This window comes from Aquimarina pacifica (assembly GCF_000520955.1).
Taxonomy (GTDB): domain Bacteria; phylum Bacteroidota; class Bacteroidia; order Flavobacteriales; family Flavobacteriaceae; genus Aquimarina; species Aquimarina pacifica.
In genome coordinates this window covers 209,835-235,449 of record NZ_JACC01000001.1, presented here as the reverse complement: position 1 = coordinate 235,449, position 25,615 = coordinate 209,835, and the positions used below count along the sequence as shown (strand labels likewise).

Here is a 25,615-nt window from a genome sequence, read left to right as displayed (position 1 = left end):
ATTGGATTATTCGGCTAATGCCTTTTTAATTAGTGCCAACCCTTTATCAGAATAAGAGAGTTGCAAAGCTGCTTTATGACCTTTTTCAGACATTTTTCGCCAAGTTTTTTGTAGGATGTCAATTATTTTTTCTTCTTCATGTTTGATCAAAAAACCTTCGTAATAGAAGTTAAGAAAGACAAGACAAATTACATCTTCTAATGTTTGAGTTTCGATATCTTTCTTTAGTTTTTTCTTCTGAAGTAAAAAGGATACTCGTTCTATAGTTTCTTTGTCATATCCGATCTCTGTAAGGATTCCTGCTGTTTTTTTTGCGTGAAATTTTTTAAGATCCTCTCTCCATTTTAAGTATCCAACCCGATCCATGGGATAGGTTTCTCGAGGGATTTCCCATCTGCAAATATGTTGAGCTCTGGCAGCAATTTGTAAAGCTACAGATGCATTAGGCTCAAATGTATTTATAGTTTGGGTCATACGTTGCCCATAGATTAATTCTTTGGGAATTGATTGCCCTTCTATTATTTCGTGATTTGGGTCATTGGCATTAGCTTGGTCGATTTTTGTAAGCGCTTCTGATAATTGAATAGGTGCCATAAGTAATTTGTATTTATAGCAAAGTTAATGTAAACTATATAATTATAAAATGTACAAAGACTATAATCCTAGTTGTATGTTGCGTTTGTTATAAGAAAAGCAATTTTTATGTTTAAAGAAATTCTTATAGCCTGTGTAATGTGCTTTTTCTTATTGAATATTTTTCAAAAAGAGGGATGTATTCTTCTTGTTTAGAAATAGAAAACCATCTTAACTTTGATGAAAAATTAAGATGGTTACAGAATTAATTGAATTAGCCCTATTAAATAACTTTTTAGAACACTAGAAATAGCAGCTATTCTGAGAAGCCAATATAAACGATATCACCTTCTATTTTTACAGGATAAGTTGCTATAGGAGCAATATCACCATTTAGGTTTTCTCCGTTTTCTAAGGAAAATGTTTTCTTATGCAGTGGGCAGGCTACCTTAGGAATTCCGTTTTGGTCACCGATCATTCCTCTACTTAATACCATTTCCATTTTATGGGGACATACATTTTGACATGCATACCATTCGTTTTTTCGTTCAAAATTAAAGACCGCAATTTGTTTTTCTTTATATTTTACGCAAGCTCCGCCATCTTTTGGGAAATCACTTACTTTTGCCGCTTCATACCATACGGTTACATCTTCTACAGAAGTACTTTTATATATATCCAAAATTTTCTCCATTACAAATTACTCTTTTGAGGATTTTTTGATAGCTCTTTAAGAATAGAAATTCGATTCAAAAAGTTATCATTATGCTATTGCTATTTTATTATTTCCAGTGTTTAGGCATTTTTTGTTCACGTAAAGGAACAAATACTAAGTTATCATCATCATCATCACTATTTACAAAGTGACTGAAACGTTTCATCATTTCTGGGTCATTAATGGCCTGAGTCCACTCGCATTCAAACTTATTAACCAATGTGCTCATTTCTCTTTCTAGATCTTCACAAATTCCTAAGCTATCTTCAATAATTACTTGTTTTAAATATTCCATACCACCTTCTAAACGTTCTTGCCAAGCAGCTGTACGTTGTAAAGGTTTAGCGGTACGCATGTAAAACATTAAGTAGCGATCTAAGTATTTTATTACAGTTTCGTTATCAATTTGTTCGGCCAATAGTTCTGCATGGCGGGGAGTTGCACCACCGTTACCTCCTACATATAAATTCCAACCACCATCAACGGCAATTAACCCAAAATCTTTTCCACGAGCCTCTGCACATTCACGAATACAACCAGAAACACCTCCTTTTATTTTATGAGGAGATCGCATACCTCTGTATCTGTTCTCTAGCTCAATACCAAAAGAAACACTCTCATCCATACCATAGCGACACCATGTAGATCCTACACAAGTTTTTACAGTACGAAGTGATTTTCCGTAGGCATGACCACTTTCAAAACCTTCTTCAATTAAATCTTTCCATATAAGTGGTAATTGGTTCAAAGTTGCACCAAATAAATCTATACGAACTCCACCTGTTACTTTGGTGTATAAGTCATATTTCTTGGCAATTTCTCCAAGGGCAATCAATTTTTGTGGAGTAATTTCTCCTCCAGGAATACGAGGAACGACCGAGTAAGTTCCGTTACGTTGAATGTTTGCTAAGAAACGGTCATTCGAGTCTTGTATGGCATATTCGACATTGGCTGTGTCGGCATGAATTGTTGCCATTAGTGAAGCTACCACAGGTTTACATAATTCGCATCCATGACCACCATTTCCGTGATTGTCAAGAACTTCATTAAAAGTTTTATACCCTTTTACTTGGATTAAATCATATAGCTCTTGGCGATTAAGGTCAAAGTGTTCACATACACTATCTTTTACCTCTCGTCCTAAAGATTTTAAAGTAGCATCAACTAAGTCTTTAACCATTGGTTTACAACCACCACATCCGGTTCCGGCTTTAGTGCAGCTTACCACATCACCTAGATCATTTGCTTCTCCACTTTCAATAGCACCACATATTTGGCCCTTAGTAACACTTTCGCAAGAACATATTTGTGCATCATCTGGTAGATCCATAACATCACCCAACAATCCGCCACCTTCGCCACCACGACTACCTAAAATTAGGTCTTCAGGATCTTCAGGAAGCTTCATTCCGTTAATGTAAATTTGGAATAATGAGTTGTAATCTGAAGAGTCACCTATTAATATTCCTCCTAATAACTTTTTACCGTCTTTGGTAACATTTATTTTTTTATAAATTCCACTACGTTTATTAACGTAGGTAATTTCATCTATTTCTTCTTTCGCTTCGTTTAAGGCGTCACCAAAACTAGCTACTTCTGTACCAATTAATTTCAGTTGGGTCGACATGTCAATAGATTCAGCCATTGCAGCTTCTTCTCCTATGATTTGTTGTACAGCTACTTCGGCCATGTCATAACCAGGAGCTACCAAACCATAAATCATTTGATTTAGAAGGGCACATTCACCTATAGCATATATACTACTATCAGATGTCTGCATTTGTTGGTTTACTACAATTCCACCACGAGTCCCCACTTCTAGTCCACATTCTCTAGCAACTTCATCACGAGGACGAATACCTGCAGAAACCACTAACATGTCAACTTTCAGTTCTGTATTATCTACATACTGTAAACCTTCGATGGCTTTGTCACCTTGTATATGTTGTGTTTGTTTTGAAAGGTGTACTTTCAATCCTAAGTCTTCAATTTTTGCTTGAAGCATATCACTAGCTCCTTTATCTAACTGTCTTGGCATAAGCCGAGGAGCAAATTCTACTACGTGAGCATTTAAGCCTAAGTTTTTAACTGCGTTTGCAGCCTCTAAACCTAATAATCCACCACCAAGAACTGCTGCTTCAGTTTTACCGGCAGCTTTTAATTTCTTAGCATAAGCTTCAGTTGCTTCTAAATCCTCAATAGTACGGTATACAAATACACCTTCTTTTTCAACTCCAGGAATTGGAGGGACAAAAGCAGATGACCCAGTAGCTAAAATTAAGTAGTCGTAAGAATACTTAACGCCACGGTGATTTGCAACGGTTTTATTTTCTCTGTCAATTTCGGTGATCATTTCCGAAATATGCAAATCAATGTTATTTTCTGTATACCAAGTTGCAGAAGACATACTTAAGTCTTCAGCAGTTTTACCATCATAAAATTCACTTAGATGTACACGATCGTATGCTCTTCTTGGTTCTTCGCCAAAAACGGTAAGTTCAAAATCATTGAATTTTTCTGAGGCCACAAATTTCTCACAAAATTTGTATCCTACCATTCCATTACCTATTACTATTACCTTCTTCATTGTTCTGAATTTATAGATACAAAATTAAGTATAAATACGTATTGCTACACTAGAAATTACGTAATTATAGATATGTGTGATTGCGAATTTGAAAATAATACATAAAAAAACCTGCGAAAATGGTATTTCGCAGGTTTTTTTAATGATTATGCATTTTTGAGTAAGATTTACTCCATTATTCTTTAGGTTTTGGGCTCCATTTTAGGAAATTAGGTTTTACAACTAACATTGCCCATCCCCAGTTTTGGATACTTGCAGGATCATCAACTCCTTTTAGAAGCTCCATTGAGTCTGAAGCGAACATATGAGAGTATCCTAGTTTTAGCGTTACATACGGAAGTAATTTCTGAGTATATACCAAATCTAATTCTGTTCCTAAGTAAGCATCTGCATCTGAACCGTCAGTGTCTATCATTGTAGCAGCAGTTCCTAGGTAATGACCTTTTACTAATAAACTTGATTTTTCACCAGTTTTGAAGATTACTTTACCATAGATATCGGTTAAACCTACACTATTAGCATGGTTACCAACATAGAAGTAATCCATAAATCCGTTAAATTTATGATTAGTACCGTATAGTGGGAAAAACGATTTGTTTTTTCCATCGGTAGCATCTTGATCAGTACCACTCTGAATTTCGAATCCTAGTCCTAATTTTGTCTTACCAACTTTACCAATTCCTTCTAGTCCTACTAAGTATGCGCTCAAGTCGGTTCCTGAATTAGCCTCACCTGTTTGTAAGTATCCGTTAAAAGCTAAGCCAATACCTCCTAATTTGAATTTTGAGTGTGTTCCGAAAGTTTGTCTGTGATAAAATCCATCAACACCAACTCCATTCTCAAGGTTTTGGAAAGTGTTATTAAGTGCTAATAAACTAATACTAACATCTTCTGATGGTTTTACATTATAGTGAAGATACTCCATTGCTTTGTAGCTAAAGAAGCCAGTTACATCATAAATATTACCAAACTCGTTACCTGGGTTTGCAGCTCCTGCATTTTGACTGAAAGCAAGTCCGATATCTAACTTAGACTTACCTTTTGCATATTTAAGAAGTAAAAGATCATGGAAACGCCCTTGCATTGCCCAGTCTAAACCTCCTAGGATTCTCTGATCATCATACGATAATGTTTGACGACCTATTTTTGTAGCCCATGATTCTCCCATTTTTAATGAGAACCATGCTTCGGCAATTTGTAAGTTATTATTGATGTCATCATCTAAGATCTGTCTTGTGTCTCCCCAGACTCTTACATCTTGTACGCTCAAGTGTGCTTTAAATTTATCGGCTGTATATCCAAATTTAAGTCTTGACCTTTGTTGTATTACCGCTGCTTCGTCAACTCCGTCAGGAACTAGACTATGAAAACCATGTCTGTATTCAAAACGTGGACGGATATCTGCATCAATACTTAGTTCTTGGGCTTTCCCTTTTAATGCCATTACCATAAATAGTAAAATGACAATACGTAATTTGTTTCTCATCTGTTAACTGTTTTTTTTTGCATAAGTACTTTAGCTGTCTTATGCTAAAATTTCAAAATCGTTTAATTAATTCTATTAGCTGTAGTATTGTTAATACGTATTTCTGACACAAATCTAAGTATTAATACTTAAGTATTGGGTGTTTTTTATGTAAAAATACGTAGGTAAAATTTAGAACCTTTTAACTTTACTTAGATGTTTTTGAATTATTCCTATATTTGATTAAAAATACGTATTATTTAAAATTTAGAAAGGTAAGAGTCGATGACAAAAATAGTTTTAGTAGATGATCATTTTATGGTTAGAGATGGTATTCGGGCAATTCTTGAGGATGAAAGCCAGTATAGCGTCATTGGTGAGGCTGTAAATGGGTTAGAGGCAATATCTCTTGCGCAATCTCTGAATCCAGATATTATTATTTGTGATATCAGAATGCCAGAAATGTCAGGTATAGAAACTGTTCAGAAAATGAAAGAAATGGGGTTAGAGGTAAAGACAATTATGTTGTCTATGCATGATTCTGATGAGTATATATTACAATCTATTAATGCTGGTGCTGATGGGTATCTTTTAAAAGGAGCTAGTAAAGAAGAATTTCTTAAAGCACTTTCTATGGTAAATAGAGGAGAGAAGTATTTTAGTGGAGATGTTTCTTCTATATTAGTTCGAAAGATACAAGGAGGTGTTGAGGTAGATCGTACCAAAGATCTAGGGACTGAGATAAATGTGGCACTAGATACTCCCAAACAAGTTCCTAGTAATCCTTTTGATTTGACCAAAAGAGAAAGTCAAATACTGCATCTTGCTATTTCGGGTATGACCAACAAGGATATTGCTACAGAGCTCAATATTAGTAAGAGAACGACCGAGGTTCATCGATTTAATCTTATGAAAAAAATGGGAGTTAAGAATGTTCTAGAGTTAAGTAATAAAGCTAGAAAATTTGGTATGATTTCCTAGCTCTATTCTATATAATTTTTTGAAAATTACTTTATATTAATTATTGGCAATTGTTTCGTATTGACCAGTGATTTTATTGAAACTTTTTGTTAGGTTGTTTGTAATACCAAATACTTCTTCTATAGAAAATGTTCCATTCATGACACCTCTTTTATTAGTGTTCAGTTTTTCCCATAGTGACATAACAGACCCTAATTCTTCTTCAATTTCTGTGCTATTGTAGCTGCTAATTAATAAGTTTCCGATAACGCTATCAAACTCGTTAATTACATCAGTCATAATTTTTTTGTACTCCGTAGAATTATTAGGAAACATAGTATTGGCTGTATAGTATAAACAGAGTCTTTGTGACAACATACGTTGTTTTCCTGATATATTAATAATGTTTACAAGATCTTGATTTTTGTTTTTAAAGAATTGATTATTGTAGTTAGAGCTTACTTCAATACTTAAAACCAGTTCATGACATGCTTTTAGTAAAGTGGTATTAAGTCTAATAATGTCTTTAGAGTTTATGTAATTAGGGGTCGATTCTATTAGTGGTTTAAATTGATTCCATAATTTCTTGACACCTTTAATAGAGAGCTTTACTGCCGTGCTTGATGCGTTTTCGGTTAATATTTCTAATTGTTTTTCAAAAATGAACTTACTCGAGCTTAATTCTCTTTTGATTTCATCGTTATTGACTCCTTTACTAAGTAGTAAATAGGCTTTAGACATTTTTTGCGATAGCATTCGCTGTTTTCCTGAAATATTTATTGCCTTGTTGTAGGTAATAGATCCGTATTTGGATTGAGAAATACTTTTCGAGGTTACTAGTAAAGATGCTAATAAAAGAATAATTGTAATTTTTGTTTTCATACAATTGAGGGGGTATTTGTTATAATTGATTATGTTGTATTTTTCAAAAATACTTATTTTTTAATTTAACTAAGTATTTTTTACTAAGTATTTGTTTTTGCAGAGATATTGCTCTCGGTTTTACTGTGTGGTAATTGTGTTAAATCTCTCTTATTTTTGTAATAAATTGAATTTCAGTAACTTGTTATTGATTTATTCTAGATCATTATCTCTTCTTTAATTTTTCTCATCAATTTTTGAAGAATATCTAATTTGAAAACCCATATATTTTAGAATAGATAATAATCAACTAAATACTTATTTTTTTAAAGGCAAAAGAATAGAAAGTAAGTAATAATACTTAATTTTGACCTGATTCTATTAGCGAAATCTTCTAAAAACAGCATTATGAAAAAAATAAGTTTTAAAATAATAACAGTACTTACCCTAATGGCTATGATGTCATGTGGAGGTGAGAAGAAAAAGAAAGGGGCATCTGAAGATGTAGATTCTAAAGAAGAAGCATCGGCCTTAACAATAGAAAAACCACAATTAACTTTTGGTTTTATTAAATTAACAGATATGGCTCCTTTAGCAATTGCTAAAGAAAAAGGTTTTTTTGAAGATGAAGGATTGTTCGTGTCTGTAGAGGCTCAATCAAATTGGAAAAATGTATTAGATCGTGTAATCGATGGTCAATTAGATGGTTCTCATATGTTAGCAGGTCAGCCAATTGCAGCAGGAGCTGGTTTTGGTAGACAGGCAGAATTAGTTACTTCATTTTCTATGGATTTAAATGGTAACGGTATTACTGTTTCTAATGATGTATGGTCAAAAATGAAACCTAATGTACCGGCAGGAGAAGATGGTAAGCCAATACATCCAATATCAGCAAAGGCATTAAAGCCAGTTATTGATTCTTACAAAAATGATGGTAAAGCTTTTAAGATGGGTATGGTATTTCCTGTATCTACACATAATTATGAAATTAGATATTGGTTAGCAGCAGCTGGAATTAATCCAGGAATGTATTCTAAAGAAAATATTCAAGGTCAGATAGATGCTGATGTGTTATTATCTGTAACACCACCACCACAAATGCCAGCAACTCTAGAAGCAGGTACTATTTACGGATATTGTGTTGGGGAACCTTGGAATCAGCAAGCTGTTTTTAAAGGTATAGGTGTACCAGTAGTTACAAATTATGATATCTGGAAAAATAATCCAGAGAAGGTATTTGTAATGACAAAGAAATTCGTAGAGCAATATCCTAATACGGCAGTTGCTGTAACAAAAGCCCTGATAAGAGCTGGAAAATGGTTAGATACTCCAGGAAATCGTCCTGAAGCAGTAAAAATATTATCTATGCCAGAATATGTAGGTGCTGATGAGGTTGTACTAGCAAACTCAATGACAGGAACGTTCGAGTTCGAAAAGGGAGATAAGAGAGAAATGCCTGATTTTAATGTATTCTACAGACACGATGCAACATATCCATTCTATTCTGATGGTATATGGTTTTTAACTCAAATGAGACGTTGGGGACAGATACCAGAAAGTAAGCCTGCTGAGTGGTATGCGAATACGATCAAAGATATCTACCGTCCTGATATTTGGACTAAAGCGGCGAATCTTCTTGTAGAAGAAGGACATTTGGCTGCTTCAGAATTACCTACAACAGATGGTTATAAACCTGCAACTACAGATTTTATAGATGGTAACAAGTATGATGCAAAAGATCCAATAGGATATATCAACAGTTTTACTATAGGTAACAAGGAAAAATAATAGTGTTTTTGAAAAGAGAGAGAGGTAGAAAGAGTTTTCTTTTTATTTCTCCTCTTTTAAAAATGAATTACAAAGTATCGGAAATTTAGAAAGTCTTTAACACAGATTGCTTTACAGGGCAGATAAACAAGTTAGGGAACCATAAAACAAATAAAATGAAAGATAAATCCATTAATATCCTAAATTTTATAGGACTGGGCTTTTTTGAGCCTGCTATACGATTGGCGAGTGGTGAAGAAACGAAGAAGAATTTAGTAGCATTATTCAAAAAAATTGTCTTACCTATTTTATCCGTGGGATTGTTTTTATTGTTATGGAGTGCAGGATCTTCACATTTGTACAATATAGAAAAAGAATTTAGGATAGAAAAAGCATTTAATGAGAGGGGAGAAGCTGCAGCGAGACTTGAAAGAAGCTGTATAGATTCAGGGAGTAAAGATTGTCAGATTACTACATTACCGTCTCCATCTCAGGTTTGGGTGGCATATAAATCACTACTTGCAGATCACGCGAGTATCAGTGCAAAGAAAGATGCCTTTGCCGAAAAAGTTGCCGCTACCAATGTCAAAAGAGCTGAGCAAGGATTAGATGCAATAACCTACACAGGAAGACCATCATTTGTAGATCAGATTTTTACCAGTCTTAAGACAGTATTTGCTGGGTTTTTATTGGCTCTTTTTATTGCTGTACCAATAGGGATTATGTTAGGGTTAAGCGAGTCTCTACGTTCATCTGTGAATTGGCTAATTCAGATACTTAAACCCGTTTCGCCAGTTGTTTGGTTATTATTAGTTTCTATGATTGTTAATACTTTAGGTAAAAACTCAGATGGTGATAGTTCATTTACAATATCGTTTATAAGTGTTGGACTATGTGCTATGTGGGCTACTTTGGTAAACACAAGTATGGGAGTGTCATCTGTAGATAAAGATTACATTAATGTAGCAAAAGTTTTGCAACTTAATATAGGGCAGAAGGTTTTTAAAATCATTTTACCATCATCTTTTCCTTTGATTTTTACAGGATTAAGAATTACACTATCTGTAGCTTGGATGGTACTTATTGCAATTGAATTATTAGCTCAGAGTCCAGGATTAGGTTCTTTTGTTTGGGAAGAGTTTCAGAATGGAGCAAATGATTCTAATTCTAAAATTATTGTTGCAATGTTTGTTATTGGTATTATTGGTTTCTTACTAGATCGTATAATGCTTACAATTCAGAAGTTTGTAACGTTTACTGAAGAAACATAAAAAAAAGGATATGGCATATATAGAATTAAGAAATGTATCCAAGTCTTTTGGGACAGGAAAAGATAAAACTGAAGTGCTTTCGAATATAAATCTAACTATTGAGGAAGGAGAATTTGTAGCAATTGTTGGTTTTACAGGAAGCGGAAAAACAACCTTGATCAATCTTATCTCTGGATTGTTAATGCCTGATGAGGGACAAGTATTGTTCAAAGGAGAGCCAGTTACGGGACCAAGTCATGAGCGAGGAGTTATTTTTCAGAATTATTCATTATTACCTTGGTTGAATGTTAGAAATAATGTGGGCATGGCCGTAAAGGAAGCATTCAAAAAAATGTCAAAAAAAGATAGAAACAAACGTGTAGAAGACTATGTAGAAATGGTTAATCTATCTCCGGCCATTGGTAAGCTGCCTAAAGAACTTTCTGGAGGTATGCGCCAGCGGGTTTCTGTAACCAGAGCATTGTCGATGAGTCCCGATGTAATTTTGATGGATGAGCCATTAAGTGCTCTAGATGCATTAACTCGAGGTAATTTGCAACAAGAGATTCTTAAAATCTGGAATAAAGATAAAAAAACAGCATTGCTAATTACGAATGATGTAGATGAAGGTATTCTTATGGCAGATAGGATTATACCTCTTAAACCAGGGCCAAAAGCCACACTGGGGCCAGAATATAAGATCAATTTAGAACGACCAAGAGACAAAACTGCTCTTAACAGCAATGATGAATATAAAAGGTTACGTAATAGTATTATAGAGTACCTTATACAAATAGGAGAGCAGAGATCTTCTAAAAAAGAAACTACATATACATTGCCAGAGATAAAGCCTCAAATTAAGTCAACACCATTTAGAAGATTAAGTTTTAGTTAAAAAGAAAAGATTATGGAGACATTAGAAAACTCAAAAGTACGTAGATCAGAAAATGGTTTGTTCGAGGATAAATACATGTTGGATATTACTCAACTTACAAAGATTTATCCAACACCCAAAGGAGATTATGTTGTGTTAGATGATCTGGATCTGAAGGTAAAGCACGAAGAATTTATATCAATTATTGGACATTCTGGTTGTGGTAAATCTACATTATTAACAATGATAGCTGGACTTAATCCAATATCCAGAGGTACAATTGTAGCCAATAATCAGACAATTAAAGGACCCGGACCAGATAGAGGTGTTATTTTTCAGTCCCCGAGTTTATTACCTTGGATGACAGCATATGATAATGTAATGTTAGGTGTAAAACAAGTATTTGGTCATGGTACAAAAAAGGATAGAGATGATATTGTAAAATATTACTTGTCTAAAGTAGGTCTCGAGGATGCAATGTATAAAAAAGCAAAAGACTTATCTCAAGGTATGCAACAGCGTGTAGGGATCGCAAGGGCTTTTGCATTGAAACCTAAGGTATTATTGTTGGATGAGCCATTCGGAATGTTGGATTCTTTAACTCGTGGAGAGCTTCAAGATGTTCTTATAGAAGTTTGGAATCAAGAAAAAATAACAGCAATAATGATTACTCATGACGTCGATGAATCCATATTTTTGGCAGATAGAGTGATCATGATGACAAGTGGACCTAGAGCCAAAGTGGGAGATATTTTAGAGATTGATTTTGAACGTCCACGTTTGCGAAAAGATGTGTTAGATCATCCAGATTATTATAAGTATCGAGAGCATTTAATCAACTTCTTAGAGCATTAATAATTAATTGATAAAAAAGTCCCAATTCACCAAATATTTTGAAAATATAAGTATATTTTTAGAAAGGATTATTGTAGTTTTGTCGCTGTAAATCAAAGTAATAATGCTTTTTCTGCAGTGTTTTTAACAAAAAATATAACTTTTGTTTAATAAAAAACAAAAGTTTTTCTAGCAGTTTAATAATTATTATCTATATTTATTATTGTCAATAGGGGCTTAATATTGATGAAAGTATTATTAAATTCTTCATTTTAATGTTTCTGAAATATGATCATATTTCAGAAAACATGATTTATTCCCCTGTTTTTTTTAGAAATTTTAGAAAACCACGATTAATTTTTGAATTATTCGTTTTTTATAAAGTATGAAATATGTTTTTTGAGAAAAAAGCGTTTTTACAACTTAGTGTTGAAACCTTAAAGATGTAGTGACTTTAAGTGTTTCTTGTGTTGCCGGTTGCATTTATTTGTAACCGGTTTTTTTGTTTAAAAAGATTAATAGCTCTCTTTTTGTGGGTATAATAAGAAAAAGGATTGTTGTTTTTTTTGTAATTAATTTTATGGATAACAGGTATTTGTGTTTTTTATTGGGTAAGAAAAAGGGGTGTTAATTACTAAATTCTAATTCTTTAAAACTAATTGATGAAAGTTATGAGGTATTCTGATAGTTAGATTCTATATCGCACAGCGAGTTCGATCTAAAAAAATGATATGAGATGTACAGATAGGCTTTTTTGCGAAATATCCATTTGTTGAATTCGCTATATATGACTTATATAATTGTGTTTTTTGTTGAGTTATGTTTTAATATTTAGCAATATTATAATAGTAGGTGTTTTTACGTAATTATACGGCTTTATTTGCATTTTTGTTAAGTGTTTATACTTAGTTTTGCGATAAATTTAAGTATTTATTGATTTAGGTACTTATTATATAAAAACTAAAACTAAGTAATTATGAACACTTCAGGTAAAGCTACTACTTTGAACCTGTTAAACTTTAAAAGTTTACCGATACGAACATTTTGGATCACCTCGATTGCATTTTTTATGTGCTTTTTTGCTTGGTTTGGTATTGTTCCTTTTATGCCAGATGTTGTAAAGGATTTGGGGCTTACTCCAGATCAAAAGTGGAATTCTATTATTGTGGCAGTTTCAGGAACTGTGTTTGCCAGATTGTTGATTGGTAAATTATGTGATAAATATGGGCCAAGAACTTGTTATACATGGTTGCTAATGTTGGGTTCAATTCCAGTAATATTATTGGGTTTTGTACAAACACCACTGCAGTTTATTATTTGCAGATTGTTCATAGGATTCATAGGAGCTTCTTTTGTAATTACACAATTTCATACTTCAATAATGTTTGCCCCTAATATTGTAGGAACTGCGAACGCAACTTCTGCCGGATGGGGAAACCTAGGAGGAGGAGCAAATAGGTTAGGAATGCCATTAATTGCTGCTGCAGTTGTAAGTTTTGGTGTTGCAGAAACTGATGCCTGGAGATATAGTATGATTGTTGCTGGAGTTATTTGCTTTTTAATGGGAATTGTTTATTCTCTTTTTACACAAGATACACCTAACGGAAATTTCTCTGAACTAAGAGAACGAGGAGAATTAGTAAAAACTAAAAAAGATGAAGTAAGTTTTGTCAATGCCATTAAAGATTACAGGGTTTGGATACTCTTTGTGATATATGCTGCATGTTTTGGTATGGAGCTTACTGTATATGGTACGATGGATGATTATTTACAAAACACATTTCAATTAGAGCGGTCCACTGCTGGTAATTTGGTATTATCATTTGCTTTGATGAATATTTTTGCCAGAACTCTAGGAGGTTTCTTTGGTGATAAGTTTGGAAAACTTAAAGGATTACGAGGAAGAGTTTTGTTCTTGGCTGTAATACTGGCTGTAGAAGGGATTATGTTGTCTTTATTTTCTGGTATGAGCGGATTGACTTTCGGAATTGTATTTTTGGTAGGTTTTAGTCTCTCTGTACAAATGGCAGAGGGAGCAACTTTTTCTGTAGTTCCTTTTATAAATAAAAAGGCGATAGGGTCAATTTCTGGTATCGTTGGAGCAGGAGGGAATGTAGGAGCTTTTGTTGCAGCTATGATATTAAAATCAAAATCCGCAGTTGCAGAAAAAACGGCTATTGCTACGAGTAATGGTTTAGGTCAAGATGCTATTGATGCTGCTCAAGCGGCAGCTTCATCAGAAGCAGTGTCTAGTGGGTATTTTATTATAGGAATTTTTGTAATATTTACTGCATTTGTTTCATTAGCTATTAAGTTTTCTACAGAGGATGAAAAAGAAGTGGCAAGAGAAATGAAAGCTGTTCCCGCATAATGTAAGTAATAAAGTTGCTAGTTAAAATTGTTAACTTTATAATGTTTCTTGTTTGCCGGTCACGCATCTAGTGTGGCCGGTTTTTTTATACGATGATTTTTTCTGGGAAAATTGAGCTTAGGAAGTATGCTTAAAAGAATAGCCAAAGGAACTACTATGTAGAGCCAAGATGGGATTGGAAAAGAATCTCCTTTTGCATAAGAGTGCAGTCCCGATAGGTAGTAATTGACACCGAAAAAAGTCATGATCAAACTTCCGATAGCAAAAAAGCTACAAACATTATAGATATACAGGAAATTTTTAGGGATAATTATCCTGATATGTAAAACAAAGGAATAAATGATGATACTGATAAGTGCCCAGGTTTCCTTTGGGTCCCATCCCCAGTATCTTCCCCAGGATTCGTTTGCCCATATTCCTCCTAAAAAAGTGCCAATAGTTAGCATGTATAAGCCAATAGTACTTGTTAGTTGATTTATATTGGTAATTTCGCGAATGGTCTCATCTATTCGATCGCTTTTCATAATTTTGTTTATGGTCATCATTAATAAAACGATTAGCGAAAGGAGAGATCCCAAGGCTAAGAAACCATAGCTTCCTGTTATTATTGCCACATGAATTAGCAGCCAATATGATTTTAGTACAGGGACAAGATTAGTGATTTCGGGACTCATTAGACTGCCATGGGCAATCCCTAACAAGCAAAAAGCCAGAATGCAAGATACGGCAGGGGTAAAAGAGCTTTTTTTTGCAAAAATCAAACCAGCGAGCATCCCAACCCAGGCAATAAAAACGGTTGCTTCATACCCATTACTCCATGGTGCATGACCTGATATATACCAACGAATAATGATCCCGAAAGCATGATAAAAGAAGACCATGGTAATAAGCATAATAAGTAACCGTATCCCTTGCGAAAGTTTATTTTTTCTATGAATTATGAGGTGCAGAAAGCTTAACACAAGAAGCGTGATGCCTAATAAAGTATATCCTATCATGCAAAGAAAAAATACGTTGTTTGTGTTAAACCAAATTTCCCAACGTACCTTCTCTTTAGATAATAATACATCTGCACCATTTTTTTCTTGAAAGTTTTTTAAAAGCTGAACAGTCTCATTTGCTTTATTCCAGTTTTTGGTTTCTTGTCCTTCTGTCAATTGTGCGAAGTAGGTAGGGATTATTTTTTCGTAAAATTTGCTATCTTCATTTGGTAGTTCTATTTCGGGGTTCATAGGAGCATACCACTTTTTGTCTGGATCTCCTTTTTTTGGAAAAATTCGTAAAAATTGCCCGTTAAAGATTGCCCAAACAATGTTAATTCGTTCATCAATCTTTATAATGTCTTTGTCAAAAGCGTTTCTTTTTCCCGGAGCAGTTTCATAGGCTTTATTCACAATCTCTTTTAAACGATAGTTTCCTTTAAAATCAAAAAACTGTGATGGTGATGAGTAGCCGTCATGAGTTATTTTTAGTAATCCTTTTAAGTCAGGAATTGCTTTTTTTTCGATTTTAATGCAATTGATTAATTGCCACGAGTCAGGTTTATATTGCATGCCCAAGAACACTTGGGTAGGAGTAAGGGTTTGTTTTTGGTTGTTCTTGTCATAATAGCGGTAGGAGTTTTTTCCATAAATTTTACGAAGTAACTCAAGAGATAGTGTATGGATTGGTTTCATTCTACCTTGAAAATCTTGCACTTGTAATGATGACATTAAATTGGCATGCTCAATATTGATTAATTGTCGATGTATTAGTTCATGAGTTTTGAGGCTGTGTAATTGTTGACTGATAATTGAAGTATGAACAAAAAACAGAAAAAAGAAGAAATATAAAGAAGGGTAGTTGTTTTTTTTCATTTTAATGTTTTCAATAGGATTGCGAAATGCGAATTTTTCCAGAATAGGCTTATAAACATGCCAAACCCTAAGGCGCCATATCCTATATAAGTAATTAAGGTTCCCCAATAATCTTTATTAACAGAGAGGATGGTGCCACTTTCATCGGGTAAATATGCGGATTGGAAAAAACGATACCCCCTATGATTTAATACATTATTCATGAAAATGGTATAATTGAATAATTTGTTTTTTTCCTGAACCTCAAAGTCGCTATAGAATGCAGAAGGGCTGTCGGAGCCTGGATAGCGTTCTAGTGTAAAATCCTTGAGAAAAAGAGAGAATGGTAATGGTATGGGTTTGGATCCATACCTGATTTTTAGATGTATTCCGTTTATGAAAACCGTACTATACGGATTCATATACCCTCTGCCGCCGAGCAAGGTAACTTCCTTAAAATCCTTCCCTGATTCTACCGATACAATAATTGCAGATTCTTCATTCTTTTTTTCAGAATCTTTTTTTGTAGAAGTAATTTTTCGAGTCTTGTTAAATACCACTTCATTAAATACCACAGGTAAATTGTTTATGGTACTTAGTGCTTTGAACTGCAAAGGAACCAAGCTGTCCTTTGGATAATAGCTTGATTTATTTAAAAGCATCGAAAAATAATTGGTGTCCTCAGGAAAGGTGGCTAACCAATCCCCTACACTTTTTTTGATGGTTATGTCTCCTTTCATATTATTTTGACTTTCGAATGCTATCGGAATGCCAAATATTACTTCTCTTTTTCCTTTTTCAATATAAAAATCTCTTCTTTGCTCGTTTTCGGCAATGACTACATGTAGATATGTTTTTCCGTTTGTATTGTCATCTTCTAAGGTATACTTTGCTCTAGGAATGTATTCCTTTAGTTTTATAGATACTTCTTTATTGTCAAAGTCAAATTTTTCGTGAATACTATTAAATCCCAATTCGCTTAATAGTAAAGGGGTACTACTATGGTTTTTGTTTATGGATCCATTACCTGCTTGCACTTGTAGGTAACTATCAATAGAAATCATTCGGTTACTATCCTCTCCTTCTTTGATTGTCATTAGTGCTTCGTATCCTCTATACTTGGTAACGCCAGCTCCCAGAATAATAATGATAAATCCTAAATGAAATAGAAATATCGGGGCTTTTTGCCAACTAAAAAGGTTATATTTGGCAATGTTTCCAATAAAATTGATTGCTAGTAGTAGGATTAAAATTTCAAACCATTTGGCACTATAAATAAGTGCTCGGGCAGTTTCTGTGCCATAATCATTTTCTATAAATGTAGCCAACGCCATTGCCAGCGCAAAAATGAGTAATAGTACTCCGCTTAGTCGATTTGAGAATAGTATTTTTAGAATGTGGTTCAAGTCTTTTTAATTTTATTGTAAGGAATGAGTCTTTATTCTGGCATTCCTAAGTCGACCCATTTTTTAAAGACCTCAATAGCACAGCTATCTATTTTTTTATTTTTTCTGTAAGGCATAGCAATATAGCCCTTGGCATGAGTAATAGAACCAATTAGTTGACCACTTTCTCCCATTTTCTTAAGACTAGGGTAGTCAAAAATCTTGTTCCTAGAAGCCTTCTTTTTGTACACATCGGGAGCATGACACAAAAAACATTCTGTTTCTACCATACTTGCAATTTGTTTAGTGTATGTGATTTCTTGAGGAATATCACATGTCTCTTCTTTTTTACAGCTACTTATTAAAAATGTAACCAAAGAAAGTACTACTACTATTTTTTTGTGTGTATTAGTTTTCATGACATTATTTAGTTTTGCTATATTTTTGCTTCATTTTTAACCACTCTTCCTCACTAAGAGGAAGGTGTTTTTTCTTACTAGAAAATGGATCTTTTCCTCCCTTTAAATACTCTTGTATTTGCTTCAAAGGGATAGTGTCTTTCATTTTTTCTGCAACTGAATAGATATGATTTCCATGAAAATCATGGCACTGCAAACATGTACTCCATTGTTCATTAGCGATTAGTGTAGCATGCGGTGTATCAATGGGATCATTTTTAACTTCGAGATCGTAGTGGCAGTTAACACAAAAAGTAGCTTCTTTTAGAACGATTCGAGTACCATTATGCTCTTTGTGACATGTTTCACATTCTGTAGCGTTAATATTTGCGATTGCATCTTTAAACTTTGGTTCTAGAAAACGATGGGTTGGGTGTCTGTCATTAGGTCTGTCATGACATTCTAAGCATTTTTTATTGTCGACATTTTCTGTGCCAAAATCAGCTTTTGTTTTTCGCAATCCGAATGTATAAGAAATATTAGATTGTAATTGTTGCAAAAGGTTTCCTTTGGCATCTGTATGGCAAGCGTTACATGATAATCCTTCATGACCTGTGTTTAATGGACCTAAGCTTAAAAAGTCTTCATTTTGCTTAAGTGGTAGTAAAACATAAATAAGTATACCTATTGCAATACCAATTAAAGAACCAATATATTGTCTTTTGCGAAGCGGGTTTTTGTTGAACATATACTGTTGTCTAATCGTTTAAAAAACTTATGCTGACATCTTCTGTAGTAGGGAAACTGATGCAAGTAAGGATATTTCCTTCTGCGACCTCCTCTTCTGATAGTAAGTGTCCATCAATCATTTTTACATCACCCGACACGCATTTAGCCTTACAATTACTGCACATTCCTGACCTACATAGGTATGGAAGCATAATATTGTTAGCCATTGCCGCTTGAAGTATTGTTTTGTCTCCAGGAACCTCTAGTGTATGTTTTTTATTATCGTGATATATAGTTACATTACTGAGTAAGTCTTTTGCATTACTAGATCTTACAAAGTTTGCACTAAAAGCCTCTAGTTTAATCTTATCTCTGGTAATCCCATTTTTAGCTAAAATTTCTTTGGCAGTATCCATAAAACCTTGTGGGCCGCACATCATATATTTACCGTCTGTATATTGTAATTGGTGTTTTTGTAAAATTTCGCTAATTAGATCTTCATTGAGTAAGTCTTGATGGTAATTGGGTAGATCTGTGGTTTTTTTCTCTAGAATATGTTCTATAGAAAGTTTTGATGGATATTTTGTTTCAAGATCTTCAAGTGCTTTTTTGAAAATAATAGATTCTTCATTTCTATTGGCATATATAAGAACAGCATCTGATAGTGGTTCTTTTTCTAGAACGGTTTGAATTATCGAAAATATAGGTGTTATACCGCTACCTCCTGCAAAAAAAACGTATTTGTTTTTTGTTTTCTTATCGGGGATCACAAAGAAACTTCCGGCGGGTTTGTCTATTTCTACTTTTTCACCTTTTTTCAGGTTGTCGCATATATAATTAGATACCAGACCTTCTTGCACTTTTTTAACCGTAATGCGAAGGAACTTATCGGTTACTGGACTGCTGCTAAACGAATATGCTCTTTTCTCTATTTTGCCTTTGATAGGTATTTTTACCGTAAGAAATTGTCCGGCTTTGTATTTTATTTTATTAAAGATTCCACCTTTATTAAAAACAACACTAACAGCGTCTTCGGTTTCATTTATTATTTCTTGGACTGTAAGGTTCATCGAATCTAAATTTTTACTCGTAGTAAAACACCACGCCTATGTGAAATACTACAATGAATGTTATAACAATTGATAATGCTACATGTGTAATCATCCATGATTGGAAAATCCAATTTTTTTGACTTTTAAGAATGTCAAGATTGATGGTTCCCAATATCATATTTATAAAAAATATATAAGAAAGTAGTGCTAAGTATCCATAACCAAATTCCATAGCGTGAGCATAAAAGAATAATGGAGATATTACACCTATCCACTTATGCCAGGTAGTGAACTGCATAGCGTATTTTTTTAATTTCTTGAAGACTCTTGTTACCGTAAGAATCCATTGAAAAAGAATAAAAACACCAACAACAACCCCCGACCATCGCTTATAATCTTCATCTAATTGGAGATCGTATAGCCATTGCCATTTTAGGTTTAGCGTATATTGAAGAATATACAGAATCAGCGTTATGAACCCAATGACCAAAAAGCTATACGATTTTTTCACTATATTTTTATTTTTTAAAATATGAGATAATAGTTAATTATCTAATTAGAAGCTACACTTTTAGAACCTAATAATAGCTCTAAACTTTTATATGAGGCAAGTTGTCGAACACTGTCAATAAACACCTCTGCTGTTGGTAAATAGAACCCTTTAGAAGGCCACTTGTCTCCGATTTGTGGTTTTGTACTATCTATTTTGAAACCAGCAATTTCTTCTAAATATGCATTATAAATTGCTTTTGTTCCATTTCTATATGCATTGATAACACCAATAGCCTCTTTTACGGATAAAGAGTCTGAAGGGTACTGCCATGTGGTTGCTCCCATTACATCACCTAGTTTCCAGTCGGTTTTTGTTGTGTTTTTGTGATCGTTGTGGCAATTAACACAAGGTGCTGCAACAGCAAGATCAGCAAACATAGAAGTGTATAGCTTCTGATCTTCTTCATAAAAATGTTGTGGCTTTTCGGTACTCTTAATTTTCTCGAATAATTCAGCTTGTTTTCCTTGAAATTTGTTCGAGGCATTGATTGGGAAATCAGACCCTAAGTATAATCCTAAAGGAACATCACTTTTTCTGATATCCGAAGAAATACCTCTAAGAAAAAGAGCAGGTAGTGGTCCAGCTTCAATTTCATCATCTTGCCAGTCTTCGTCAAATTTTAATCCTTGTTTTTTTCCTGCACCAACAATTCCTTTTGTGTATAATGTTCTTGTGATATCATTTTCTTCTGCGATTAACGTGAGTACTTCTGCAACGGCAAATGCTTTGTCAGAAGGAGCGCTAATAGATGTATCCTCAGGAACGCCTCCGCAAGATTGTATTATAAGGCTACTGATAGCTAAGGATAGAAAAAGGATTCCTTTTGTTTTTAGCGTTTTCATAGTTGTATGTTTTTAGTTGTGAACGTTATCATTGTTTTTGTTTCTTACTAGTAAGCTGCTCCTTTCATAACATCGGCCATTACCGTATAGGTGTCAGCCCAGGCAGTTTTTACTTCAGGAGTAAAGTCGTCGCCTAATCCAGTTTCAAGGGTTCCTAATAATGCTGCTCCTACGGTATCGTAATGAGAAGATTCTACTTTATATTCTACATGTCTTTTACCTAGATCCTGAAGTATAGGTACAAGTTTATCAAGATCACTTAAACCAGCAACGGCTGAAGCAAGCATTGTCATCAGTTTATTACCTTGCCCTTTCATTGCGTCAGTATTATCTGCCGGAAAAAGCGGTTTTAAAGCTGGATCTAGCTCAAAAAGCTTGTTGTAAAATATTTCTGCTGCGGTTTCTGCAATAGGGGCTACTTTGCTGAAAGAACTTTGTACTAATTCAATTGTCTTTTTTTCCATAATTACAATTTGTTTAGATGTGAACTAATATTAAGTATTAATACTTAATTTTTATCCAAATGTATTTTAAAAAAATCAAAATTCAAAAATGGAATTTTTTGCTAAAATGCTATTTTAGAGTGTTTTTCAATGCTTTTTGTTGTTTTGATTGTCATATATGTTGTTAATTAACATATTTAATGTGTTTTGTTTATTTTTAAATAATTAAATTGATTGAATCAATAAAAATAAGTATTTCTGCCTTTTTTTATTTGAAATGCTAGATTAGGTAAAGTTCAGAGAGCGGGGAGTGTTACTTAAGAGTTTCTGAAGAAAGTTGATGTGGTTATAAAATGTGTTTTAGGTCTTTTGTATTGATTATCATTTGTTTATGCTTATTTTTTTAAAGAATGTACAGGTCTTGTTGTGTAAATACAAGTAGATTAGCGTGCTTTTTTACAAATTTATTTTTTTAGATTGATTTTTTAAGAAATTGATAATTACGTATCATTTTGACTAGTAATCTATGTTCTAAATATGATTTTTAAGTATTAATACGTAATATTGCTGTTGTATTTAATTTCATTGAAAAAAAATGTTTTATGGCATTCAAATCATACAAAACTACATGTTCCTATTGTGGTGTCGGTTGCGGAATTATAGCAAAAAAGGATGCTAAAGGAGTGATAACTGTCGAGGGAGATCCAGAACATCCTGTTAATGAAGGTAAATTATGTTCTAAAGGAATGAATTTACATCATGTAGTGCAAGATAAAAGTGACCGCCTTCTGTATCCAGAAATGAGATGGAGTAAAGGCCATGAATTACAGCGTGTTTCTTGGGATCAAGCATTTGATCGAGCGGCTGTTGTTTTTGATTCTATTATAAAAAAATACGGACCAGATAGTGTTGGTTTTTATGTGTCTGGGCAGTGTCTTACAGAAGAGTATTATTTGGTTAATAAATTAGCAAAAGGTTTTATAGGAACCAATAATGTTGATACGAACTCTCGTTTATGTATGAGTTCTGCCGTAGTGGGTTATAAACAGGCTTTGGGAGAAGATAGTGTGCCAATTGCGTATGAAGATATTGAGTTAGCAGATTGTTTTATGATTGCAGGAGCTAACCCAGCATGGTGTCATCCTATTTTGTTTAGAAGAATTGAAGCTCACAAAGAGAAAAATCCAAATACAAAAATAATAGTTGTAGATCCGAGAAAAACACCTTCTTGTGATATTGCTGATTTGCATTTGCAGATAATTCCGGGGACAGATGTGGTGTTATATAATGCAATCGCTAAACGACTAATTGATAGAAAAAAAATTGACAAAAATTTTATAGCTAACCATACTGATAATTATGATGCCCTTAAGGCTTCTTTAGCTTCGGCATCACTGAGTGATGCTGCAAAAACATGTGGGGTTTCTGTAAATGATATTAAAAAAGCAGCTTCTTATATTTCTGATGCCAAAGGATTTATAACTTTATGGGCCATGGGGCTTAATCAAAGTTCTATTGGTGTAAATAAGAATAATGCATTGTTGAATCTGTCTTTACTAACGGGGCATATAGGAAAACCTGGTTCAGGTCCTTTTTCATTGACGGGTCAGCCAAATGCAATGGGTGGAAGAGAAGTAGGAGGTATGGCAAATTTGCTTGCTGCACATAGAGATCTCGGAAATGATGAGCATAGAAGGGAAGTAGCTAATTTTTGGGGTGGTAAAGAAATTTCTGGCAAACCAGGTTATACCGCAACAGAGATGTTTGATGCATTAGATAGTGGAAAACTAAAAGCTGTCTGGATTATTTGTACCAATCCTTTGGTTAGTTTGCCAAATTCTAATAAGGTTGAAAAAGCATTGAAAAATGCAAAATTTGTTGTTGTACAAGATATATCAAATAGGTCTGAGACATTAGAATATGCGGATTTGATTTTGCCTGCCGCTGGTTGGGCAGAAAAAGAAGGTACGATGACCAATAGTGAACGACGTATTACGTATCTTAATAAAGTAGTAAATCCTCCGGGAGAAGCATTACCTGATGCAGAAATTTTGTGGAGATTTGCACAAAGAATGGGGTACAATGGTTTTGATTATTCGAATGCAGAAGAAGTATATAAAGAACATTGTAATCTTACCAAAGGAACGAATATTGATATAACAGGTCTTTCGTATAATAGATTAAAGTCAGAAGGAAGTTTTCAGTGGCCGGTTCCTGAGTATAATCATAGTGGAACTCCGCGTTTATTTGAAGATAAAAAATTCTATACAGATACAGGAAATGCAAAATTTATAGTTCCAAAATTTACTAAGCCTACGTCAGAATTGGTTACAGAAAAACATCCGTTAATCCTTACAACAGGAAGAGTTCGTGATCAATGGCATACACGTACCAAAACAGGAAAAGTAAATAAGCTAGTTACTCATATTCCTCATCCGTATTTAGAGATAAACCAAGTAGATGCTTTTCTAAGGCAATTAAACGATGGAGATATAGCTGTAGTAGAGAGTAGACGTGGTAAGGTTCAGGTAAAAGTAAAGGTTTCGGATACTATAGGAAAAGGTGTTGTTTTTCTTCCGATGCATTGGGGTAAGGTTATGGGCAATGATTATGGAAGAGCCAATAATTTGACAACAGATATTATAGACCCGATTTCTAAAGAACCAGATTTTAAATTCTCAGCAGTTCAGGTTTATAAGTTTGTAAAGAAAAAGCAAAAAATATGTATAATTGGTGCAGGAACAGCTGCATATCGATTTATACAGACGTATAGAGAACATAATACAGAGGATGAAATTATTGTATTTTCTAAAGAGCCGTATCCATTTTATAATCGTGTATTGCTTCCTGAATATGTGAGTGAGGAATTGAAGTGGGAACAGTTACAGAAAATGCGTGAAGGTAGTATGGAGTCTCTTAATGTGACGCTGTCAACAAGTAACCCCATCACAGAAATTAATAGAGAAGAGAAATATATTAAAGATAGTAAAGGGCAAAAACATACGTATGATGTTATTTTGATGGCTACAGGCAGTAGGGCTTTTGTACCCAAAGAAGTGCCAATTCATTTGCCAGGACGATTTACTATGCGTGATAGAGGTGATGCAGATAAATTGAAAACGTATCTTAGCGAAACTGGTTTGCCAGATAATAAGCAGCATGTTACCATTGTTGGTGGTGGGTTACTAGGGCTTGAACTCGCAGCAGCATTAAGGAAAAAAGAAGTTAAAATAACAATCATCCAAAGGGGAAGTCGATTGATGGAGCGTCAGTTGGATATTGTTGCTAGTAGGTTATTGGCAGAAGATGTACGAGAAAAAGGAATTCAAATTCATTTTGATAATGAGGTCGATACTGTTTTTAATCAAGAGTCTGGGGATTTAGTTGTTAATTTGAAATCTGGTAAAACTTTCGTCTGTAATGCAGTAGTGTACTCAATAGGTACTATTCCTAATATTGATATTGCAAAAAAGATAGGGGTAGAATGTCGTCGAGGGATTCTAGTAAATCAATATTTGCAATCGAGTGATCCAAGTATTTTTGCTGTTGGAGAAATAGCAGAATTCGAAGGTAATTTATTCGGGATTACTGCAGCGGCAGAGCAGCAGTCTGATATTGTTGCTAAGTATTTACTGGGAGATTATAGTGCTATATACAAAGGGTCTGTATTTATGAATATTCTAAAATTTGAAGACCTGGATCTGTGTAGTATAGGTAATCTGGATATGCCCAAAAATGACCCGTCATATGAGGAGGTGGTATTTATGGATGTAGGAAAACGTTTTTACAAGCGGTGTATCGTAAAAGATGATCGACTTGTTGGTGCGATATTAATGGGAGACAAGAGTGAGTTTGCTGATTTTAAACGTCTCATTGAGGAAAGGATAGAGTTGTCTGAGAGAAGAGAAGAGTTGTTAAGGTCTTCTCAGCCAGATAAACCAGTAATAGGAAAGTTGATTTGTTCTTGCAGTCAAGTGGGAGAGGGTAATTTAGAAGAAGCAATCAAATCTGGATGTGAAGATTTTAGTGAGTTATGCATTAGTACAGGGGCAGGATTGGGATGCGGTAGCTGCAAACCAGAGGTAAAAGAGGTATTGAATAATGTTTTGCAAATGGCTTAG

At 34.1% G+C, this 25,615-nt stretch carries 20 protein-coding genes; 7 read left to right on the top strand and 13 right to left on the bottom strand.

Features of this window, described 5'->3' with window-relative positions; translation table 11 throughout:
- Window positions 1-6: 6 nt before the first annotated feature.
- The 4 genes from DZ60_RS0100900 to DZ60_RS0100885 form a co-directional block, all read right to left on the bottom strand.
- Window positions 7-594: a DUF4202 domain-containing protein gene (locus tag DZ60_RS0100900; RefSeq protein WP_025739671.1), complete on the bottom strand. Its 588-nt coding sequence runs from the start codon at window positions 592-594 to the stop codon at window positions 7-9.
- A gap of 295 nt (window positions 595-889) precedes the next feature.
- Complete coding sequence (gene nirD / locus DZ60_RS0100895; RefSeq protein WP_025739669.1) at window positions 890-1,267, bottom strand: nitrite reductase small subunit NirD; 378 nt, start codon at window positions 1,265-1,267, stop codon at window positions 890-892.
- A gap of 88 nt (window positions 1,268-1,355) precedes the next feature.
- Window positions 1,356-3,875, bottom strand: coding sequence for a nitrite reductase large subunit NirB (nirB, locus tag DZ60_RS0100890; RefSeq protein WP_025739668.1), 2,520 nt, complete (start codon window positions 3,873-3,875; stop codon window positions 1,356-1,358).
- A 175-nt stretch (window positions 3,876-4,050) separates the two neighbouring features.
- Window positions 4,051-5,361, bottom strand: a complete 1,311-nt coding sequence (locus tag DZ60_RS0100885; protein WP_025739667.1) for an alginate export family protein — start codon at window positions 5,359-5,361, stop codon at window positions 4,051-4,053.
- 264 nt (window positions 5,362-5,625) lie between these two features.
- On the opposite strand from DZ60_RS0100885, the gene DZ60_RS0100880 reads away from it, so the two are divergent.
- On the top strand, window positions 5,626-6,321 hold the full coding sequence (locus tag DZ60_RS0100880; RefSeq protein WP_025739666.1) for a response regulator: 696 nt from the start codon (window positions 5,626-5,628) through the stop codon (window positions 6,319-6,321).
- Between the two features lie 36 nt (window positions 6,322-6,357).
- Here the strand turns inward: DZ60_RS0100880 and DZ60_RS0100875 are convergent, their stop codons facing one another.
- A complete protein-coding gene (locus DZ60_RS0100875; RefSeq protein ID WP_025739665.1) occupies window positions 6,358-7,182 on the bottom strand; it encodes a type IV pili methyl-accepting chemotaxis transducer N-terminal domain-containing protein in 825 nt (274 codons plus the stop codon).
- Window positions 7,183-7,569: 387 nt separating this feature from the next.
- Between DZ60_RS0100875 and DZ60_RS0100870 the strand changes: the two genes are divergently transcribed.
- From DZ60_RS0100870 to DZ60_RS0100850, 5 genes are all read left to right on the top strand, one after another.
- Window positions 7,570-8,949, top strand: a complete 1,380-nt coding sequence (locus DZ60_RS0100870) for a CmpA/NrtA family ABC transporter substrate-binding protein (RefSeq protein ID WP_025739664.1) — start codon at window positions 7,570-7,572, stop codon at window positions 8,947-8,949.
- A 155-nt stretch (window positions 8,950-9,104) separates the two neighbouring features.
- Window positions 9,105-10,199 (top strand): ABC transporter permease, encoded by a 1,095-nt coding sequence (locus DZ60_RS0100865; RefSeq protein ID WP_025739663.1) that lies wholly within the window; start codon window positions 9,105-9,107, stop codon window positions 10,197-10,199.
- Window positions 10,200-10,209: 10 nt separating this feature from the next.
- A complete protein-coding gene (locus DZ60_RS0100860) occupies window positions 10,210-11,073 on the top strand; it encodes an ABC transporter ATP-binding protein (RefSeq protein ID WP_025739661.1) in 864 nt (287 codons plus the stop codon).
- Window positions 11,074-11,085: 12 nt separating this feature from the next.
- Window positions 11,086-11,907 (top strand): ABC transporter ATP-binding protein, encoded by an 822-nt coding sequence (locus DZ60_RS0100855; RefSeq protein WP_025739659.1) that lies wholly within the window; start codon window positions 11,086-11,088, stop codon window positions 11,905-11,907.
- A 955-nt stretch (window positions 11,908-12,862) separates the two neighbouring features.
- Window positions 12,863-14,257, top strand: coding sequence for an MFS transporter (locus tag DZ60_RS0100850; protein ID WP_025739657.1), 1,395 nt, complete (start codon window positions 12,863-12,865; stop codon window positions 14,255-14,257).
- A gap of 59 nt (window positions 14,258-14,316) precedes the next feature.
- On the opposite strand, the gene DZ60_RS0100845 is transcribed toward DZ60_RS0100850, so the two are convergent.
- Genes DZ60_RS0100845 through DZ60_RS0100810 form a run of 8 tightly spaced genes read right to left on the bottom strand, consistent with a single transcriptional unit; the run spans window position 14,317 to window position 21,515 of the window.
- A complete protein-coding gene (locus DZ60_RS0100845) occupies window positions 14,317-16,113 on the bottom strand; it encodes a cytochrome c biogenesis protein (RefSeq protein ID WP_025739655.1) in 1,797 nt (598 codons plus the stop codon).
- The gene (locus DZ60_RS0100840; RefSeq protein ID WP_241448695.1) at window positions 16,110-17,498 is read right to left on the bottom strand and encodes a cytochrome c biogenesis protein ResB; all 1,389 of its coding nucleotides are present in this window, start codon (window positions 17,496-17,498) and stop codon (window positions 16,110-16,112) included. The genes DZ60_RS0100845 and DZ60_RS0100840 overlap by 4 nt, the downstream gene beginning before the upstream one ends.
- Window positions 17,499-17,530: 32 nt before the next feature.
- The gene (locus tag DZ60_RS0100835) at window positions 17,531-17,896 is read right to left on the bottom strand and encodes a hypothetical protein (protein WP_025739650.1); all 366 of its coding nucleotides are present in this window, start codon (window positions 17,894-17,896) and stop codon (window positions 17,531-17,533) included.
- Between the two features lie 4 nt (window positions 17,897-17,900).
- Window positions 17,901-18,623 carry a cytochrome c3 family protein gene (locus tag DZ60_RS0100830; RefSeq protein ID WP_025739648.1) on the bottom strand — a complete coding sequence of 241 codons (723 nt, stop codon included), beginning with the start codon at window positions 18,621-18,623 and terminating at the stop codon, window positions 17,901-17,903.
- Window positions 18,624-18,633: 10 nt separating this feature from the next.
- Window positions 18,634-19,674, bottom strand: coding sequence for a ferredoxin--NADP reductase (locus DZ60_RS0100825; RefSeq protein ID WP_025739646.1), 1,041 nt, complete (start codon window positions 19,672-19,674; stop codon window positions 18,634-18,636).
- Between the two features lie 13 nt (window positions 19,675-19,687).
- Window positions 19,688-20,167, bottom strand: coding sequence for a hypothetical protein (locus tag DZ60_RS0100820; RefSeq protein ID WP_025739644.1), 480 nt, complete (start codon window positions 20,165-20,167; stop codon window positions 19,688-19,690).
- 41 nt (window positions 20,168-20,208) lie between these two features.
- On the bottom strand, window positions 20,209-21,051 hold the full coding sequence (locus DZ60_RS0100815) for a c-type heme family protein (protein ID WP_025739642.1): 843 nt from the start codon (window positions 21,049-21,051) through the stop codon (window positions 20,209-20,211).
- Window positions 21,052-21,098: 47 nt separating this feature from the next.
- On the bottom strand, window positions 21,099-21,515 hold the full coding sequence (locus tag DZ60_RS0100810) for a globin family protein (RefSeq protein WP_025739640.1): 417 nt from the start codon (window positions 21,513-21,515) through the stop codon (window positions 21,099-21,101).
- Window positions 21,516-22,096: 581 nt separating this feature from the next.
- Between DZ60_RS0100810 and DZ60_RS0100805 the strand changes: the two genes are divergently transcribed.
- Complete coding sequence (locus DZ60_RS0100805; protein WP_025739638.1) at window positions 22,097-25,615, top strand: nitrate reductase; 3,519 nt, start codon at window positions 22,097-22,099, stop codon at window positions 25,613-25,615.

What these genes read in the sequence shown, in the direction of transcription:
- DZ60_RS0100865 (WP_025739663.1), top strand. Translation starts at nt 9,105, where the DNA reads ATGAAAGATAAATCCATTAATATCCTAAATTTTATAGGACTGGGCTTT.
- DZ60_RS0100805 (WP_025739638.1), top strand. Translation starts at nt 22,097, where the DNA reads ATGGCATTCAAATCATACAAAACTACATGTTCCTATTGTGGTGTCGGT.
- nirB (WP_025739668.1), bottom strand. Translation starts at nt 3,875, where the DNA reads ATGAAGAAGGTAATAGTAATAGGTAATGGAATGGTAGGATACAAATTT.
- DZ60_RS0100855 (WP_025739659.1), top strand. Translation starts at nt 11,086, where the DNA reads ATGGAGACATTAGAAAACTCAAAAGTACGTAGATCAGAAAATGGTTTG.
- DZ60_RS0100825 (WP_025739646.1), bottom strand. Translation starts at nt 19,674, where the DNA reads ATGAACCTTACAGTCCAAGAAATAATAAATGAAACCGAAGACGCTGTT.
- DZ60_RS0100835 (WP_025739650.1), bottom strand. Translation starts at nt 17,896, where the DNA reads ATGAAAACTAATACACACAAAAAAATAGTAGTAGTACTTTCTTTGGTT.
- DZ60_RS0100845 (WP_025739655.1), bottom strand. Translation starts at nt 16,113, where the DNA reads ATGAAAAAAAACAACTACCCTTCTTTATATTTCTTCTTTTTTCTGTTT.
- DZ60_RS0100900 (WP_025739671.1), bottom strand. Translation starts at nt 594, where the DNA reads ATGGCACCTATTCAATTATCAGAAGCGCTTACAAAAATCGACCAAGCT.
- DZ60_RS0100830 (WP_025739648.1), bottom strand. Translation starts at nt 18,623, where the DNA reads ATGTTCAACAAAAACCCGCTTCGCAAAAGACAATATATTGGTTCTTTA.
- DZ60_RS0100880 (WP_025739666.1), top strand. Translation starts at nt 5,626, where the DNA reads ATGACAAAAATAGTTTTAGTAGATGATCATTTTATGGTTAGAGATGGT.
- DZ60_RS0100815 (WP_025739642.1), bottom strand. Translation starts at nt 21,051, where the DNA reads ATGAAAACGCTAAAAACAAAAGGAATCCTTTTTCTATCCTTAGCTATC.
- nirD (WP_025739669.1), bottom strand. Translation starts at nt 1,267, where the DNA reads ATGGAGAAAATTTTGGATATATATAAAAGTACTTCTGTAGAAGATGTA.
- DZ60_RS0100870 (WP_025739664.1), top strand. Translation starts at nt 7,570, where the DNA reads ATGAAAAAAATAAGTTTTAAAATAATAACAGTACTTACCCTAATGGCT.
- DZ60_RS0100860 (WP_025739661.1), top strand. Translation starts at nt 10,210, where the DNA reads ATGGCATATATAGAATTAAGAAATGTATCCAAGTCTTTTGGGACAGGA.
- DZ60_RS0100875 (WP_025739665.1), bottom strand. Translation starts at nt 7,182, where the DNA reads ATGAAAACAAAAATTACAATTATTCTTTTATTAGCATCTTTACTAGTA.
- DZ60_RS0100810 (WP_025739640.1), bottom strand. Translation starts at nt 21,515, where the DNA reads ATGGAAAAAAAGACAATTGAATTAGTACAAAGTTCTTTCAGCAAAGTA.
- DZ60_RS0100885 (WP_025739667.1), bottom strand. Translation starts at nt 5,361, where the DNA reads ATGAGAAACAAATTACGTATTGTCATTTTACTATTTATGGTAATGGCA.
- DZ60_RS0100850 (WP_025739657.1), top strand. Translation starts at nt 12,863, where the DNA reads ATGAACACTTCAGGTAAAGCTACTACTTTGAACCTGTTAAACTTTAAA.